Raw genomic sequence first — 15,518 nt, forward strand, 5'->3', positions numbered from 1 at the left:
CATGAGCACCATCCTCGAAAACCTGCCCCTCGGCGAGAAGGTCGGCATCGCGTTCTCCGGCGGCCTGGACACCAGCGCCGCGCTCCACTGGATGCGCAAGAAGGGCTCGGTCCCCTACGCCTACACGGCCAACCTGGGCCAGCCCGACGAGCCCGACTACGACGCCATCCCGCGCAAGGCGATGGAATACGGCGCCGAGAAGGCCCGCCTGGTCGACTGCCGCCAGCAACTCGCGCACGAAGGCATCGCCGCCCTGCAGTGCGGCGCCTTCCACATCTCCACCGCCGGCGTCACCTACTTCAACACCACGCCGCTGGGCCGCGCCGTCACCGGCACGATGCTGGTCGCGGCGATGAAGGAGGACGACGTCCACATCTGGGGCGACGGCAGCACCTTCAAGGGCAACGACATCGAGCGCTTCTACCGCTACGGCCTGCTGACCAATCCGGCGCTGCGCATCTACAAGCCCTGGCTGGACCAGGCCTTCATCGACGAACTGGGCGGCCGCGCCGAGATGTCGGCGTTCATGACGGCGGCGGGCTTCGGCTACAAGATGTCCGCGGAGAAGGCCTATTCGACCGACTCCAACATGCTGGGCGCCACCCACGAGGCGAAGGACCTCGAGCACCTGAACTCCGGCATCCGGATCGTCAACCCGATCATGGGCGTGGCCTTCTGGAAGGACGAAGTGCAGGTCAAGGCCGAAGAGGTGCGCGTGCGCTTCGAGGAAGGCCAGCCGGTCGCCCTGAACGGCAAGACCTTCGGCGACCCGGTCGAACTGTTCCTGGAAGCCAACCGCATCGGCGGCCGCCACGGCCTGGGCATGAGCGACCAGATCGAGAACCGCATCATCGAGGCCAAGAGCCGCGGCATCTACGAGGCCCCCGGTCTCGCGCTGCTGTTCATCGCCTACGAGCGGCTCGTCACCGGCATCCACAACGAGGACACGATCGAGCAGTACCGCGACAACGGGCGCCGCCTCGGCCGCCTGCTGTACCAGGGCCGCTGGTTCGACCCGCAGGCCATCATGCTGCGCGAGACGGCCCAGCGCTGGGTGGCCCGCGCGGTCACGGGCGAAGTGACGCTGGAACTGCGCCGCGGCAACGACTACTCGATCCTGAACACCGAGTCGCCCAACCTCACGTACGCGCCGGAGCGCCTGTCGATGGAGAAGGTGGAGAACGCGCCCTTCACCCCCAAGGACCGCATCGGCCAGCTGACCATGCGCAACCTGGACATCAGCGACACGCGCGAAAAGCTGGGCATCTACGCGCGCACGGGCCTGCTGACTTCCGGCGGGGACGCCCCCCTGCCGTCGCTGGGCAAGGACTGACGCGCCTCGCGTCGTCCAGGCGCCCTCCTCGTACCCTCGCGCAGGCGGGGGGTCCAGGGGCATTGGAAAAAAGGCGGCCACCGGCCGCCTTTTCCATTGTCGGGCTGTTGCGATGTTTCACATCCTCCCGCCGCCCCCTCTGCGCATTTCCGGCTAACCTGACCGCATGGTGAAGAGCAAACTCGTACCCGCGCTGGTGGCGGGAGCCGCGCTGGTCCTGTCCCTCCTCCTGAATCCCTCGCCCGAGCGCCATCGCCAGACGATCCGGGACGTGACCGGCGAGCGCAGCCCCGTCGCGGGCCTGCTGGGGCTCGGCGCCCTGGCCGCGTTCGCCTCCAACTACCACTCCCTGGGCGTCGCTTCGTACACCCGGGCAGGCGACCGCGTCCTTTCCGTCGGCGCCCTGGGCGTCGTGTTCGTGCTGCAGTAGCCATGTCCGCGCCCCACCCCGTCCGGTGCCGCTGCGGCAGCTTCCGGGCCGAAGTGGTCCACCCGGAGCGGGGCACGCGCGCCGTCTGCTATTGCAAGGACTGCCAGGCCTTCGCGCATTTCCTGGGCCCGCCACCGGGCATGCTGGACGCGCACGGCGGCACCGACATCGTCGCGGTCAGCCCGCGCGACGTGCGCCTGCTGCAGGGCGCGGAACACCTGGCCTGCATGTCGCTCACGCCGAAGGGCACGCTGCGCTGGTTCACCAGCTGCTGCCGCACGCCGATCGGCAACACGCCGCGCGACATCCGGCTGTCGCACCTCGGGCTGGTCCATACCGCGCTGGAGGGCGAGGGCCGCGATCTCGATGCGGCCTTCGGCCCGGTGCGGCTGCGGGCGGACCGCCAGAGCGCGCACGGCCGCCCGCCCGCCTCGTCGACCCTGCGCTCGTTCACCACCATCCTGCGCTTCGTCGCGCGGCTGGCGGTGGCGCGCCTCGGCGGCCGGTACCGCAGCAATCCCTTCTTCGATCCCGCCACGGGGCAGCCCAAGGCCGCGCCGCAGGTGCTCACCCTCGAGGAGCATCGCCGCCTGAAGGCCCTCGTCTGAGCGCAAGGAGTCCCATGTCACGCGACCCGATCGAAGTCGCCCGCGCCGCGTACGAGGCCTACGTGCGGAAGGACCGTGCCGCCATCGAGGCGCTGGTCGCCGAGGACTTCCACTTCACGAGCCCCCTGGACAACCGCATCGACCGCCCCACCTATTTCGCGCGCTGCTGGCCGAACAGCGAGTGGACGGCGTCCTTCACCCTGGTGCGCCTGATCCCCGCCGGCGACGAGGTGGTCGTCACCTACGAGGGCCACACCCGCGAGGGGCACGGCTTCCGCAATACGGAGATCCTCACCATCCGCGACGGGAAAATCACCGACGTGGAGGTGTATTTCGGCTGGTCGCTGCCCCACGAGGCGCGCGAGGGCGGCTTCGTCGAGGCCCGGCACTGACGCCGGCCGGCCCCCGCCAGCCCGGAAGCGGCGGCTTCTCCGCGTTTCATTGATCTGGCGCAGGCCCTCGGGTCGACGCCGGCGCCGCGAGCGACAAGAATGGCACTGGCGGGAAGGCGTTCGCCTTCCGCCATCGCCATGAGGCTGCTGCTGCCCCTGCTGGTCGTGGTGCTGGTCACCGGTTGCGCGACGCCGGCAACCCAGCCCGCGCCCGACGCCGCGGGCGACGCCGCGGCGTCCGCGGCGCGGGCGCCAGCATCAGCGCCTGCAGGCGCTTCGTCGGCCTCCATGGAGAAAAGGCTGGGCGAGGCCTTCATCGCCCCGCTGGTCGATCTGAACCTGGTCCGCACGCCGCTGCCGCCGGCCCTCGCCGCCGCGCGCCAGGCGCCTTACGCCACCCCGCCAGACCTGTCCTGCCCGGCCCTGGCCGCGGAGATCGAACTGCTGGACGCCGCGCTCGGCGCCGACCTGGACACGGCCGCGACGGGGGCCAATCCGGGCCTGGTGGAACGCGGCACGACCGAGGCGACCGAGGCCATGATCGGCGCCCTGCGCAACACCACGGAAGGCGTGCTTCCCTTCCGCGGGTGGGTGCGCAAGCTCACCGGCGCGGACCGCTACGCCAGGGACCATACCGCCGCCGTTGCCGCGGGCACCGTGCGGCGGGCCTTCCTGAAGGGATTGCGCCAGGGGAGCGGCTGCGCGGCCCCGGCGGAAACCCGGAACGCCGCCGGCCTCCAGCCCGAGTAGCGATCCATTCGCCGCCGCTCGGGACCGGAGGCCGGGTCGTCGGCCCTCCCGGGTTCAGAAACGCATTTCCATGTCCTGCGCCAGCAGCCACACGTTGGCCGCGGTGACCACGGCGAAGAAACCGATCAGCGGCAGCATCTTGCGGGCCCGGTCCACCAGGCCATCGCCGGCGATCAGCTTGCGGGCCTGGTAGCGCGCGATCTGCACCGCCAGCCAGAAGCCCATCACGATGAAGCCGGCCTGCAGCGCGAACATCACGGTCTCGGGCACCACCTGCTGCATCATGATGTCGTGGCGCTGCGCGCTGGTGAGCGGCGCCAGGCCCCAGCCGAAGGGGTTGGCGATGACGCGCAGCACGTCGCCGCCCTCGCCCAGCAGGTGGTCCATGTTGTGCGCCAGGTGGTAGGCGAAGGCGAGCGGGAGCGCGGTGAAGGCGAAGCCACCGAACAGCTTCTTGTACGAGGTGCCGTCCTGCACGCACAGGCTCACGAGCCAGATCGCCAGCGCGTAGACCCCCACGGGAACCACGGTGGAAGCCAGCATGCCGGTGGCGAAACTGAAGAACAGCGAGCCGGTCTCGCCCGTGAGGCGGGCCATCGCCAGCAGCCACTCGCTCCACTGCGGGATCATGGAGATGCCGTGGAAGATGGTGATGCCCAGCAGGGCCAGCATGAACCAGGCGCTGTCCCAGCCGGGGGTGCCGGCCTTCTTCGCCTCGGTGTCCATGGTGCGCAGGCGCCAGGAGACGTTCTGCGAGGGGCAGCTCAGGACGCAGTTGCCGCACGACAGGCAGAAGGAGTTCTCGCTGAAGCGGCCCACCACCAGCTTGCTGGGGCAGGGTTCGATCTTCTGCGAGCCGTGGAAGCATTCCAGGGTCTTGCAGCTGTCGCAGGTCGACTGGTTCACCGGCCGCACCTCGATCGGCGACAGGCGCGAGTAGAAGCCCACCGTGCGGCCCACCGGGCAGGCGTAGCGGCAGAACGCCTTGCGCTCGAAGAACAGCAGGAACACGATGGACAGCACCAGCATGATCACGCCCAGCGAGGCGGTCAGCACCGGCTTGCCGGTGACGCCCGCGCCCAGCTCCAGCCAGCTCAGGCCCATGAACATCAGCAGCGCGATCCACACGTTCTGCAGCGCGCGCGGCACCTTCAGGTTCAGGCCCGGGTGGGGCGCCACGCGCTTCCACCAGCTGCGCCGCACGATCCAACCCGCCAGCGTGTCCCACGGGCAGATGGCGCACCAGGCGGAGCCGATGAAGAACACGGCCACGATCACCAGCGGCCACCAGATGTTCCACACGAAGGAGGTGGCGATGTTGTGTTCCGGATGCTCGGTGCCGAAGAAGCCGGCCGCGATGATGAACAGGAACACGCTGACGGAGGCCAGCCGCGCGGCCAGCAGCGGATAGGGACTGCGATTGAGGAAGCGCACGACCGGCCCGACCACCGGCAGCTGCGAGAGGTTCAGGCTGCGCGCGGGCGACTCGCTCGCGGCCTTCGCGAACACGGCCCACACGGCGATCAGCAGCATCACGATGGCGGCGCCCTGCACCCACTCTTCCGGCATGCCGGGGTGGATCATGATGTTCTCGACCGGGGCTTCCGGTGCCGCCGCCGCGGCTTCGGCAGGCGCAGCCGCTTCGGCCGCTGCAGCGGCCTCGGCAGGCAGCGCGGGAGATTCGGGCGCCGGGTCCGCCGGGGCGGCGAGCGTCGGCACGCCGTGCTCCTTGCCGCCGTGGGCCTGGACCGGGCTCCACCATGCAGCCGACAGGAAGAGGAGCAGGGCCAGGAGGATTCGCATCGACATTTGGATTCGCGGTCCGGGCCGCGCGTTTTGCTCTATGAGGCTTGCGAGGCAAGATCCGGGCCGCGGGCCGGGGCGCCGGGATCCGCCAACAATCGCACGCATCAGCCCATCCTTCGGCCCGGCGCTTCCCAAAATCGAAAATCCGCGCGGTGCCGGCCGGTCCAAATCGGGAAGCCGCGGCGCCCGTCAATTGCGGTCCGCGCCGATGTGGCCCGCTGCCGACGGGCGTAAGCTGCGCCGGCCTGCCCCCCAAGGAGACTTCATGCTGCAGCTGACCCGGCACCTCGCCCGCCTCTGCCTGACCCTGCTGTTCGCCGCCGCGGCCGCCGGCGCTTGCGCGCAAGGCGCGCCGCGGCCGAAACTCACCGATGCCGGCATCAGCGACCCGGCCTCGGCGATCTGGATCGGCAACAGCTTCTTCTATTACAACAACAGCATGCACGGCCACGTCGGCCAGTTCATCGCGGCCGGCATGCCCGGCTTCCGCCATCGCGCCACCTCCGTGACGATCAGCGGCTCGGGCTTCGACTGGCACGACGTCGACGCCTACTTCCGCCCGAACGCGATCGGCAACTACTCCTTCGACGCCAACAACAACGTGGTCTTCAACAAGATCGAGCGGCTGTTCGACGTCGCGATCATGATGGACTGCAGCCAGTGCCCGCTGCACCCGCAGCTCGCGCCCGTGTTCACGAAGTACGCGAAGAGCAACGCCGACACGGTGCGCAAGCATGGCGCCAAGCCGGTGTACTTCATGTCCTGGGCCTACCAGGACAAGCCCGAGATGACCGCGCAGCTGGCCGAGGCCTACGTCCGCGAGGCGAATGCCAACGACGCCTTCGTCATCCCGGCCGGGCTGGCCTTCGCGCGCTCGGTCGCCCAGCGGCCGGACGTCAACCTCTACGTGGCCGACAAGCGCCATCCCAGCCTGGCCGGCACCTACCTGGCCGCCGCGACGAGCTACGCGGCGCTGTTCAAGCGCTCGCCGGTGGGCTCCAGCTACACGGCGGGGCTCGACCCGGCGGTCGCGCGCCACCTGCAGACCGTCGCCTGGGACACCGTCCAGGCCTTCTACCGGCGCAACGACTGAGCTGCTTCGTCGCACGCCCCCTAGCCTGCGGCCGCGCACGGGATTACGATGTTCCCGTGCCGCCGTCATAGCGATGCCGCCGCGCGCGGCGAAAGGAGTGCGCCATGAAGCGAGTGAAGCACTGGCAGGACGCAGTCAATGCCGTCCTCGGTGCCTGGCTGGTCGTCTCTCCCTGGGTGCTCGGGTACCAGAACGTCGTCGTGGCCATGGTCAGCACCATGGCGATCGGCGCCCTCCTGATCGCCTCCAGCCTGGAGGCCATGCAGGTGCCGCAGGCCTGGGAGGAATGGCTGGACGCCGGCCTGGGCGCCCTGCTGATGATGACCCCGGCGCTGCTCGGCTTCGACGCCGTGGCCCCCGCGCTGCAGAACGCCCTGGTGACGGGCGGCCTGGTGACGGCGCTGGCGATCTGGGTGCTGGTCACCGACGACGAATTCGCCGCCTCCTGGGAACGGATCCAGAGCTGAGCGCTACACGACCACGGGTTCCGGCTCCAGCCGGATCCCAAAGCGCTCGTACACGCTGGTCTGGATCGCCCGCGCCAGCGTGACCACCTCCCCGCCCGTGGCGCCGCCGCGGTTGACCAGCACGAGCGCCTGCTTCTCGTACACGCCCGCCTGCCCCACCGACTTGCCCTTCCAGCCGCAGGCATCGATGAGCCAGCCGGCGGCCAGCTTGACCGTGCCGTCGGGCATGGGGTAGTGCACGATGTTGGGGTCGCGGGCGATGATGTCCTGGCACTGCTCCTGGGTGACCGTGGGGTTCTTGAAGAAGCTCCCCGCATTGCCGATCACCCGCGGATCCGGCAGCTTGGCGCTGCGGATGGCGCAGACCCAGTCGTAGATCTGGCGCGCGGAGGGCGTCTGCACGCCGCTTTCCGCGAGCTTGCGCTGCAGGTCCACGTAGCCCAGCACGGGCTTCCAGGGCTTGGGCAGGCGCACCCGCACGCGCAGGATCAGGGCCCGGCCGGCCAGCCCGAAGTCGCTGTCGCGGGCCGGCGAATGCTTGAACACCGAGTCGCGGTAGCCGAAGGCGCACTGGGTGGCGTCCAGCGTGAATTCGCGCCCGGTCATGAGGTCGACGGCGTCGAGCGACTCGAAACGGTCCTGCAGCTCGATGCCGTAGGCGCCGATGTTCTGCACCGGCGCGGCCCCCACGGTGCCGGGGATCAGCGCCAGGTTTTCCAGCCCGCCGAAGCCCTGGTCCAGCGTCCAGGTCACGGCGTCGTGCCAGTTCTCGCCGGCGCCGAACTCGATCACGGTGGACCGGGGCCCGTCCTCCAGCACGCGCCGGCCGGTCACTTCCACCTTCAGCACCAGCGCCTTCACGTCGCCGGTCAGCACGATGTTGCTGCCGCCGCCCAGGATGAATTTCGGCTCGTCGCGGTAGTCCGGATGAGCCAGCACGGCGTGCACGTCGGCCGCGCCGCGGACCCGCAGGAGCGTGCGCGCCTTCGCGACGATCCCGAAGGTGTTGTAGGGCTGCAGCGCTGCGTTCGACTCGACGATCATGGGAGAATTGTGCCCAAACCGACAGGGACAGGGTGCAGGAGGATCTCGACATGCCGTCGTTCGATATCAAGTGCGAGCCGAACATGGTGAAGGTGAACAACGCCGTCTCCAATTCCAGCAAGGAAGTCGTCAACCGCTTCGACTTCAAGGGCACGGCCGCCGCCATCGACATCAAGGAGAAGGAAATCACGCTCATCGGCGAGAGCGATTTCCAGCTGCAGCAGCTGATGGACGTGCTGCGGGCGAAGTTCGCCAAGAGCGAGGTGCCCGCCGAGTTCATGGACATCGGCGACGTGCAGAAGATGGGCGGCGACAAGGTGAAGCAGGTGGTCGACATCCGCAACGGCATCGGCTCGGAAGACGCCAAGAAGATCCAGAAGCTCATCAAGGACAGCAAGCTGAAGGTGCAGGCCGCCATCCAGGGCGACGTGGTGCGCGTGACCGGCAAGGACCGCGACGTTCTCCAGCAGGCCATCGCCCTCGTGCGCAAGGAGATGACGCAGCTTCCGTTGTCCTTCGACAATTTCCGCGACTGAGCATGAAGTCTTTCGTTCCCATCTGCCTCGCCCTCGCGGCCGGCGCCGCCGTGGCGCAGTCCGTCGCGCTGCAAGGCATGCTGGGGAACAAGGCCCTGCTGATCGTCGACGGAGCGCCGCCCCGCAGCGTGGCGCCTGGCGAGAGCCATAAGGGCGTGAAGGTCCTGTCCACGCAGGGCGACCAGGCGGTGGTGGAGATCAATGGCCAGCGTCACACCCTGCGCCTGGGCGAAGCGCCCGCGAGCGTGGGCGGCGGCGCGGGCCCCGCGCGCGGCAGCAAGATCGTGCTGACGGCAGGCTCCGGCGGCCATTTCCTCACCCCCGGAGCCATCAACGGCCGCGCCGTGCAGTTCCTGGTGGACACCGGCGCCACTTCGGTCTCGATGGGCGCCAACGAGGCCGAGCGGCTCGGCATCGACTACCGCAAGGGGCAGGTCGCCCGCACGCAGACCGCCAACGGCCTGGTCGCCATGTACATCGTGAAGCTCAATTCGGTGCGGGTCGGCGACGTGGAGGTGTACGACGTCGACGCCTCGGTGCTGCCGGCCAGTTCCGGCCCCATCCTCCTGGGCAACAGCTTCCTCACCCGCTTCCAGATGACGCGGTTCAACGACCAGCTCGTCCTCGAACGCAGGTACTGAGTCCTTGCCCGACTCCACTCTCTCCGGCACCACGACCCTCTCGCGCCCGCCCGAGAGCGCGCTCGGCCCGCTGAAGACGCCGGTGTTCCGCATGCTGTGGTTCACCTGGCTGGCGGCCAACACGACGATGTGGATGAACGACGTCGCCTCCGCCTGGCTGATGACGTCGATCGGGCCCTCGCCGCTGTGGGTGGCGCTGGTGCAGAGTGCGGCGACCCTGCCCGTGTTCCTGCTGGGCCTCCCCAGCGGCGCGCTGGCGGACACGCTCGACCGCCGGCGCTACTTCATGGCCACCCAGTTCTGGGTCGCGGGCATCGCCACGCTGCTGTGCGCCGTGATCCTGCTGGACCGGCTGACGGCGCCCCTGCTGCTCGCCCTGACCTTCGCCAACGGCATCGGGCTGGCGATGCGCTGGCCGGTGTTCGCCGCGATCGTGCCGGAAATCGTCACCCGGCCGCAGCTCGCGCAGGCACTGGCCCTCAACGGCGTGGCCATGAACGCCTCGCGCATCATCGGCCCGCTGATCGCCGGCGCGCTGCTGGCCAGCGTGGGCGGCGTCTACGTGTTCGTGCTGAACGCCACGATCTCGATCCTCGCCGCCCTGACCATCATGCGCTGGCGGCGGGTCCACAAGGAAAGCCCGCTGGGGCGCGAGCCGCTGGTGAGCGCCATGCGCGTGGGCATGCAGTTCGTCTGGCACTCCAGCCGCCTGCGGGCGGTGCTGCTGCGGATCGCCCTGTTCTTCCTGCATTCCACGGCGCTGATGGCGCTGCTGCCGCTGGTGGCCCGCGCCCTGCCTGGCGGCCGGGCCGGCACCTTCACCGTGCTGCTCGCGTCCATGGGCGCGGGGGCGATCATCGCGGCGCTGCTGATGCCGCACATCCGCCGCTGGCTGCCGCTGCAGCGGCGGGTGCTGCTCGGCACCGTGGTGCAGGCGCTCGCCGCCGTGGTCGTGGGCTTCGCGCCCAACATCTACGTGGCCGTGCCGGCGATGGTGCTGTCGGGCGCCGCCTGGATCACGGTGGCAAATTCGCTGACGGTCGCGGCGCAGATGTCGCTGCCGGACTGGGTGCGCGCCCGCGGAATGTCGGTCTACCAGATGGCGCTGATGGGGTCCACGGCGGCCGGCGCCGCGCTGTGGGGCCAGGTCGCCACCTCGAGTTCCATCCAGGTCGCGCTGGCCGTCTCGGCCGCCACCAGCATCGCCACCATGCTGGCGGCGCAGCGGCTCAAGATCGACCGCGGCATCGAGGAGGAACTCACGCCCTCGCACGCGCTGCGCGTGCCGGAGATGCTGGAGCCGCCGCGCCCCGGCCGCATCCTGGTCCGCGTGGAATACCGCATCGACCCGGCGCGAACCGACGAATTCCTGGCCCTGATGCAGGAAAGCCGCCGCAGCCGACTGCGCCAGGGCGCGCTGGAGTGGCAGCTGCTGCACGACATCTACGAGCCCGGGCGCTACGTGGAGCAGATCGTCGACCCGTCGTGGACGGAACACCTGCGCCGCTTCGACCGCATCAGCGCGGCGGACGTGGCGCTGCGCGACAGGCGCAACGCCTGCCACCTCGGGGAGGAGCCGCCGCGCGTCTCGCGCTACCTGATCGAGCAGGAGTGAGCGCCAATCCAGGCGAACTCGCCTGACCAGCCCGCCCCGGCGCCGGCCGAACCGCGGGGGCAACGGCAGGAGTCCTAGTGCTTGTGATGGTGGTGGTGGTGATGGTGCGGGGGGTGCGGAGCATGGTGCGCCGCGGGCGCATCCTTCTTCGCCCCCAGCCGCGTTTCCCGGCCCTGCAGCAGGCGCTGGATGTTGGCGCGATGGCGCCAGGCGAGCAGCAGCGCCATCACGAACAGCGCCATCGCCACCGGCCCTTCGGCATACCACGGGCCGCCGGCCACCAGCAGGTAGAAGGTCGGCGCGAACACCCCGGCGATCAGCGAGGACAGCGAGGAGTAGCGGAAGAAGGCGGCGATGATGATCCAGGTGAGGCCCGTCGCCACGCCGAGCAGCCAGTGGATGCCGAACACCACGCCGATGAAGGTGGCCACGCCCTTGCCGCCCTGGAAGCGGAAGAACACCGGGTAGAGGTGGCCCAGGAAGGCCGCCAGGCCCGCCAGGGCCATGGTGGTGTCGCCCATCCCGTAGTCGCGCCCGTACAGCTTCACCAGCAGCACCGGCGCGAAACCCTTCAGGGCGTCGAACAGCAGCGTGAGGATGGCCGCGGCCTTGCTGCCGGAACGCAGCACGTTGGTGGCGCCCGGGTTCTTGCTCCCGAAGGTGCGCGGATCCGACAGCCCCATCGCCCGGCTGACGATCACGGCGAAGGAAAGCGAGCCGAGGAGATAGGAAGCCAGGACGGCGAGGAGGGGGGCGAGGTTCTGCACGGCGGCTATTGTGCATCCACTTGTCCGGGCCGCCCCCGGCGGCGCAGGTCCGTCCAGGAAGCCGGCCGCGAGCCGGAGGGACCTATTCCTCCAGCGCGCAGTTCACCGGCTTGGCACCGAGCAGCCTGACGACCTCCTGCGGGACGATGCCCACCAGGTAGCCGCGCCGTCCGCCATTGAGCACGATCCGCGGCAGCGCGAGGATGCTCTCCTCCACGTACACCGGCATCGCCTTGCGCGTGCCGAAGGGCGAGGTCCCGCCGACCAGGTAGCCGCTGTGGCGGTTGGCCACCTCGGGCTTGCAGGGCGCCACCGACTTGGCGCCGATCTGGCGCGCCAGGTTCTTGGTGGACACCGTGCGGTTGCCGTGCATCAGCACCACCAGCGGCCGCGCCTTCTCGTCCTCCATGACCAGCGTCTTCACCACCGTGAACGGGTCGAAGCCGAGCACCTCGGCGCTGTGCTGCGCGCCGCCGTGCTCGACGTACTCGTAGGGATGCTCGGTGAAGGCGACGCGGTTCGCCTTCAGGAAGGCGGTGGCGGGAGTCTCGCTGACGTGTTCCTTGCGGGCCATGCCGGAATTATTGCGCCGGGTCGCGCAGCTCCCGGCGGATCCCGTCGATCGCCGCCAGCAGTTCCGGCGCCAGCGGGGTGCCCCAGGCGTCCACGTTCTCATCGAGCTGCGCCAGCGAGGTCACGCCGATGATCGTGCTGGCCACGCGCCAGTTGCCGTAGCACCAGGCCAGGGCCATGCGCGTGGGCGTCAGGCCGTGCTCGCGCGCCAGGGCGTTGTAGCGGCGCGCGGCGGCCAGCGCCTCCGGCCGGCCCCAGCGCTGCGTGCGCATCCGCTCGAATTTCGCGAGCCGCCCCTGCGGCGCGCCTGCGCCGGTGCCGGCTTCGTCGTACTTGCCCGTCAGCGCGCCGAAGGCCAGCGGCGAATACGCCAGCAGCGAGACGCCCAGTCGGTGCATCGTCTCGTCGAGGCCGTTGTCGACCGCGCGGCTCGTGAGGCAATAGGGGTTCTGCACGGACGCGATGCGCGGCAGGTCGAACCGCTCGGCGAGCCGCACGAATTCGTGCACCCCGTAAGGCGTTTCGTTCGACAGGCCGACATGGCGCACCTTGCCTTCTCGCACCAGCCGGTTCAGCGTCTCCAGCTGTTCGGCGATCGAGGTGCGGCTGGTCTCCCGCTTCGGGTCGTAGTAGAGCTCGCCGAACGCCGGCACGTGGCGCTCGGGCCAGTGGATCTGGTACAGGTCGATCGTGTCGGTCCTCAGCCGGCGCAGGGACGCTTCGCAGGAGGCGAGGATGTCGTCCGCCGCCAGCCCCTGCCCTTCGCGCACCCAGGGCATGCCGCGCGAGGGGCCCGCCACCTTGGTGGCCAGCACGATCTTCGCGCGCGCACCGGGGCGCGCCGCCAGCCAGTTGCCGATGAAGGTCTCGGTGGTGGAGTAGGTTTCGCGCCGCGGCGGCACCGGGTACATCTCCGCCGTGTCAAGGAAGTTGATCCCGCGCTCCAGCGCGCGGTCGAGGATCGCATGCGTGTCGCGCTCCGTGACCTGCTCGCCGAAGGTCATGGTGCCGAGGCAGATGGGCGAGACCTCCAGGTCGCTCTGGCCAAGCTGGACGGTTTGCATGGTGTTACGTCGTTGTCGTGGAGTGCATCCCGTCGAGCATAGTACGAACCATGCCGGAAGGTCCTTCCATCGTGATCCTGAAGGAGCAGGCGGCCCCCTTCGCGGGGCGGACCGTGCGGGCCGTGCAGGGCAACACCACCATCGAGAAGGAGCGGCTGGTCGACCAGCGCGTGGAGGCCTTCCGCAGCTGGGGCAAGCATTTCCTGATCGAGCTGCCGGACTTCAGCCTGCGCGTGCACTTCATGCTGTTCGGGAGCTACCGCATCAACGAGTCCAAGAGCTGGGCGGTGCCGCGGCTGTCGCTGGCCTTCGACGGGGGCGGCGAGATCAACTTCTACGCCTGCTCGGTGCGCTTCATCGAGGAGCCGCTGGACCTGGTATACGACTGGTGGGCCGACGTCATGTCGGAGCACTGGGACCCGAAGCTGGCGCTGCGGCGCCTGCGCGCGCAGCCCGGCACGCTGGTGTGCGACGCGCTGCTGGACCAGGACCTCTTTGCCGGGGTGGGCAACATCATCAAGAACGAGGTGCTGTTCCGCATCCGCGTGCACCCGCTGTCCACCGTCGGCGCGCTGCCGGCGAAGAAGCTGCGCGAGCTGGTGGACGAGGCGCGGCGCTACAGCTTCGACTTCTACGAGTGGAAGAAGCAGTACGAGCTGAAGAAGCACTGGCTGGCGCACACGAAGCGCACCTGCCCGCGCTGCGACATCCCGCTGAAGAAGGCGCACCTGGGGAAGACCCACAGGCGCAGCTTCTTCTGCGAGAACTGCCAGATTCTCTACAGTTAGCTAGGGCGTGGTGCGCTCGCCCACCGGCACCAGCCCGCCCGACCGGTCGTCGATCCGCACGAGATAACCCGTCTTCGAGGCGAAGCGCTGGCCGTTGCCCAGCGCCAGCCGTGGATACATCCCCGTGGCGGTGCTGCGCTCCATGTTCACTTCCAGCCGCTCCACCAGGTAGTCCGGACCGAGGTGGTCCTCGGCTTCCATCATGGCGGTGCGCAGCGCCTTGCAGGCCACGTAGGCGTCGGCCTGGACGCGCTCGTCGGACAGCGCGAGGCCGTTCGCCTGCAGCCACTGGCGCAGCTGCCCGATGCGGACGGCGCGCCGCTGCGGCAGCTCGAAGGGATAAGCCACCAGGATGCGGGCCTTCCACGCTTCGGGCAGGGGCAGCTTGTCGTTCTGCGCCAGGGTCGCGGACACGTACACCTGCGCGGCGACGGGCGCCACCGCCGCCAGGCGCTGCAGGTCGGCCGGCCGCAGCCACAGCATCAGGGTGTCGTCCGGCTGCACCGCCGCCAGGGTCCCCGGCGTGAGCGGGGCCTGCGCCGGGATGCGCAGCTCGCGCGTCGCGATGCCCTGCTCCGCGAGCGCGCGCCGCAGCGCCTCCGCCGCCGCCTCGGCCGCCGCGTCGTCCTCGCGCAGGACCTGCGTCACGCGCGCCTCGGCGCGCGGCGCGATGTCGCGCGCCACGAGCCCCGCCTCCAGCAGGGCGCCCTTGCCCAGGTACAGCGGGTAGAAGCCCGCCGGGTCGGTCACCGGCGCATCGACGTGCGGAAACAGGCAGGGCACGCCCGAGCGCTCGCAGAAGCCATGCACCGGCTGCCAGTGCCTGCCGATGCCGCCCACCAGCGCGAACACCGGCTGCTCGCCCGCACGCTGCGAGAGCTGCCGCTCCCAGCCGTCCTGCGGCCCCTGCAGCTGCCAGACGTGCAGTTGCCACTTGCGCCCTTCGCGCTGGCGCATGTCCGCCGCCAGCTTCCTGCGCCCGCGCTCCGGCTGCGGGCCGGCGTTGTGCTCCTCGAAGCAGGCCTGCAGCACGCCCACCATCGCCTCGCCGCGCTCGGGCGGCACCTCCGGCGCGATCACGGTGGCGAAGTGCAGCACGCCGGCCTCGGCCACGGGCGCCTGCGGCAGCGCGCGCAGCCAGGCCTGCAGCGCCTTCACTTCGCGGTCGTCCAGGCGGTAGCGCGGCATCAGGAAATCGAGCTTGCGTCCGGACGCGTCCACGCCCTCGCGCAGCGCATGGGCCAGGCTCGCCTCGGCGTACGCCGGCCGGCCGTCGCCCAGCGCCGAGGGACCCTTGCCGGCCGGCATCGCGGTGAAGAGCGCCGCGCCGGTGACGGGCGGGATGTAGCTGCGCCCCTCCGCGCCGCCCAGCCCGCTGCGCCGGTGGCAGTTCGCGCAGGCCGCCTCCGCGCCCGTGAGCAGGAGGCCGCCCGCGCGCCCGGCGACCAGCGGGCTCCCGTCCGCGCGCCGGCCCTCCAGGTAGAGCGCGCGGCCCAGGGCCAGCAGGTCGCCGGGCGCCGACGCGGCGTCGGCGGCGAAGGCCGCCGCCCCCCAGCTTCCGACCAGGGACAGCAGCAGTGCGCCGAACGCGGCGCGCCAGGATCTGCGCAT

At 70.1% G+C, this 15,518-nt stretch carries 17 protein-coding genes; 11 read left to right on the forward strand and 6 right to left on the reverse strand.

What is annotated here, in order from left to right:
- Position 1: 1 nt before the first annotated feature.
- The 5 genes from argG to JJ685_RS06615 all read left to right on the forward strand — a co-directional run bounded on the left by argG (position 2) and on the right by JJ685_RS06615 (position 3,513).
- The gene (argG, locus tag JJ685_RS06595; protein WP_201673385.1) at positions 2-1,333 is read left to right on the forward strand and encodes an argininosuccinate synthase; all 1,332 of its coding nucleotides are present in this window, start codon (positions 2-4) and stop codon (positions 1,331-1,333) included.
- 166 nt (positions 1,334-1,499) lie between these two features.
- Positions 1,500-1,763, forward strand: coding sequence for a hypothetical protein (locus tag JJ685_RS06600; protein ID WP_201673386.1), 264 nt, complete (start codon positions 1,500-1,502; stop codon positions 1,761-1,763).
- Between the two features lie 2 nt (positions 1,764-1,765).
- Entirely contained in the window at positions 1,766-2,371 is a 606-nt protein-coding gene (locus JJ685_RS06605) for a DUF6151 family protein (protein ID WP_201673387.1), read from the forward strand.
- A 14-nt stretch (positions 2,372-2,385) separates the two neighbouring features.
- Positions 2,386-2,763 (forward strand): nuclear transport factor 2 family protein, encoded by a 378-nt coding sequence (locus JJ685_RS06610; RefSeq protein WP_201673388.1) that lies wholly within the window; start codon positions 2,386-2,388, stop codon positions 2,761-2,763.
- Between the two features lie 99 nt (positions 2,764-2,862).
- Positions 2,863-3,513 (forward strand): hypothetical protein, encoded by a 651-nt coding sequence (locus JJ685_RS06615; protein WP_201673389.1) that lies wholly within the window; start codon positions 2,863-2,865, stop codon positions 3,511-3,513.
- Between the two features lie 54 nt (positions 3,514-3,567).
- Here JJ685_RS06615 and JJ685_RS06620 read toward each other — a convergent pair whose 3' ends face one another.
- Entirely contained in the window at positions 3,568-5,316 is a 1,749-nt protein-coding gene (locus tag JJ685_RS06620; protein ID WP_201673390.1) for a 4Fe-4S binding protein, read from the reverse strand.
- Between the two features lie 268 nt (positions 5,317-5,584).
- Between JJ685_RS06620 and JJ685_RS06625 the strand changes: the two genes are divergently transcribed.
- Both JJ685_RS06625 and JJ685_RS06630 read left to right on the forward strand, forming a co-directional pair.
- Entirely contained in the window at positions 5,585-6,412 is an 828-nt protein-coding gene (locus tag JJ685_RS06625) for an SGNH/GDSL hydrolase family protein (protein ID WP_201673391.1), read from the forward strand.
- Between the two features lie 104 nt (positions 6,413-6,516).
- The gene (locus JJ685_RS06630; protein ID WP_201673392.1) at positions 6,517-6,879 is read left to right on the forward strand and encodes an SPW repeat domain-containing protein; all 363 of its coding nucleotides are present in this window, start codon (positions 6,517-6,519) and stop codon (positions 6,877-6,879) included.
- A gap of 3 nt (positions 6,880-6,882) precedes the next feature.
- On the opposite strand, the gene murB is transcribed toward JJ685_RS06630, so the two are convergent.
- On the reverse strand, positions 6,883-7,923 hold the full coding sequence (gene murB, locus JJ685_RS06635) for a UDP-N-acetylmuramate dehydrogenase (RefSeq protein ID WP_201673393.1): 1,041 nt from the start codon (positions 7,921-7,923) through the stop codon (positions 6,883-6,885).
- 50 nt (positions 7,924-7,973) lie between these two features.
- Between murB and JJ685_RS06640 the strand changes: the two genes are divergently transcribed.
- The 3 genes from JJ685_RS06640 to JJ685_RS06650 are packed head-to-tail and all read left to right on the forward strand — an operon-like array spanning position 7,974 to position 10,715.
- A complete protein-coding gene (locus tag JJ685_RS06640; RefSeq protein WP_201673394.1) occupies positions 7,974-8,459 on the forward strand; it encodes a YajQ family cyclic di-GMP-binding protein in 486 nt (161 codons plus the stop codon).
- A gap of 2 nt (positions 8,460-8,461) precedes the next feature.
- On the forward strand, positions 8,462-9,100 hold the full coding sequence (locus tag JJ685_RS06645) for a retropepsin-like aspartic protease family protein (protein ID WP_201673395.1): 639 nt from the start codon (positions 8,462-8,464) through the stop codon (positions 9,098-9,100).
- A 4-nt stretch (positions 9,101-9,104) separates the two neighbouring features.
- On the forward strand, positions 9,105-10,715 hold the full coding sequence (locus JJ685_RS06650; protein ID WP_269117361.1) for an MFS transporter: 1,611 nt from the start codon (positions 9,105-9,107) through the stop codon (positions 10,713-10,715).
- A 74-nt stretch (positions 10,716-10,789) separates the two neighbouring features.
- On the opposite strand, the gene plsY is transcribed toward JJ685_RS06650, so the two are convergent.
- The 3 genes from plsY to JJ685_RS06665 all read right to left on the reverse strand — a co-directional run bounded on the left by plsY (position 10,790) and on the right by JJ685_RS06665 (position 13,119).
- Positions 10,790-11,482: a glycerol-3-phosphate 1-O-acyltransferase PlsY gene (plsY, locus tag JJ685_RS06655; RefSeq protein ID WP_201673396.1), complete on the reverse strand. Its 693-nt coding sequence runs from the start codon at positions 11,480-11,482 to the stop codon at positions 10,790-10,792.
- 82 nt (positions 11,483-11,564) lie between these two features.
- Complete coding sequence (locus JJ685_RS06660; protein ID WP_201673397.1) at positions 11,565-12,056, reverse strand: aminoacyl-tRNA deacylase; 492 nt, start codon at positions 12,054-12,056, stop codon at positions 11,565-11,567.
- A gap of 7 nt (positions 12,057-12,063) precedes the next feature.
- Positions 12,064-13,119: an aldo/keto reductase gene (locus JJ685_RS06665; protein WP_201673398.1), complete on the reverse strand. Its 1,056-nt coding sequence runs from the start codon at positions 13,117-13,119 to the stop codon at positions 12,064-12,066.
- Positions 13,120-13,169: 50 nt separating this feature from the next.
- Here JJ685_RS06665 and JJ685_RS06670 point away from each other — a divergent pair, with 50 nt between their 5' ends.
- The gene (locus JJ685_RS06670; protein WP_201673399.1) at positions 13,170-13,907 is read left to right on the forward strand and encodes a DNA-formamidopyrimidine glycosylase family protein; all 738 of its coding nucleotides are present in this window, start codon (positions 13,170-13,172) and stop codon (positions 13,905-13,907) included.
- On the opposite strand, the gene JJ685_RS06675 is transcribed toward JJ685_RS06670, so the two are convergent.
- Positions 13,908-15,518 carry a c-type cytochrome gene (locus tag JJ685_RS06675; RefSeq protein ID WP_201673400.1) on the reverse strand — a complete coding sequence of 537 codons (1,611 nt, stop codon included), beginning with the start codon at positions 15,516-15,518 and terminating at the stop codon, positions 13,908-13,910.

It is taken from the genome of Ramlibacter monticola (genome assembly GCF_016722785.1).
GTDB classification, from domain to species: Bacteria; Pseudomonadota; Gammaproteobacteria; order Burkholderiales; family Burkholderiaceae_C; genus Ramlibacter; species Ramlibacter monticola.

Coding starts and splice junctions, on each gene's coding strand:
- argG (WP_201673385.1), top strand. CDS start 2: ATGAGCACCATCCTCGAAAACCTGCCCCTCGGCGAGAAGGTCGGCATC.
- JJ685_RS06600 (WP_201673386.1), top strand. CDS start 1,500: ATGGTGAAGAGCAAACTCGTACCCGCGCTGGTGGCGGGAGCCGCGCTG.
- JJ685_RS06605 (WP_201673387.1), top strand. CDS start 1,766: ATGTCCGCGCCCCACCCCGTCCGGTGCCGCTGCGGCAGCTTCCGGGCC.
- JJ685_RS06610 (WP_201673388.1), top strand. CDS start 2,386: ATGTCACGCGACCCGATCGAAGTCGCCCGCGCCGCGTACGAGGCCTAC.
- JJ685_RS06615 (WP_201673389.1), top strand. CDS start 2,863: ATGGCACTGGCGGGAAGGCGTTCGCCTTCCGCCATCGCCATGAGGCTG.
- JJ685_RS06620 (WP_201673390.1), bottom strand. CDS start 5,316: ATGCGAATCCTCCTGGCCCTGCTCCTCTTCCTGTCGGCTGCATGGTGG.
- JJ685_RS06625 (WP_201673391.1), top strand. CDS start 5,585: ATGCTGCAGCTGACCCGGCACCTCGCCCGCCTCTGCCTGACCCTGCTG.
- JJ685_RS06630 (WP_201673392.1), top strand. CDS start 6,517: ATGAAGCGAGTGAAGCACTGGCAGGACGCAGTCAATGCCGTCCTCGGT.
- murB (WP_201673393.1), bottom strand. CDS start 7,923: ATGATCGTCGAGTCGAACGCAGCGCTGCAGCCCTACAACACCTTCGGG.
- JJ685_RS06640 (WP_201673394.1), top strand. CDS start 7,974: ATGCCGTCGTTCGATATCAAGTGCGAGCCGAACATGGTGAAGGTGAAC.
- JJ685_RS06645 (WP_201673395.1), top strand. CDS start 8,462: ATGAAGTCTTTCGTTCCCATCTGCCTCGCCCTCGCGGCCGGCGCCGCC.
- JJ685_RS06660 (WP_201673397.1), bottom strand. CDS start 12,056: ATGGCCCGCAAGGAACACGTCAGCGAGACTCCCGCCACCGCCTTCCTG.
- JJ685_RS06665 (WP_201673398.1), bottom strand. CDS start 13,119: ATGCAAACCGTCCAGCTTGGCCAGAGCGACCTGGAGGTCTCGCCCATC.
- JJ685_RS06670 (WP_201673399.1), top strand. CDS start 13,170: ATGCCGGAAGGTCCTTCCATCGTGATCCTGAAGGAGCAGGCGGCCCCC.
- JJ685_RS06675 (WP_201673400.1), bottom strand. CDS start 15,518: ATGCGCAGATCCTGGCGCGCCGCGTTCGGCGCACTGCTGCTGTCCCTG.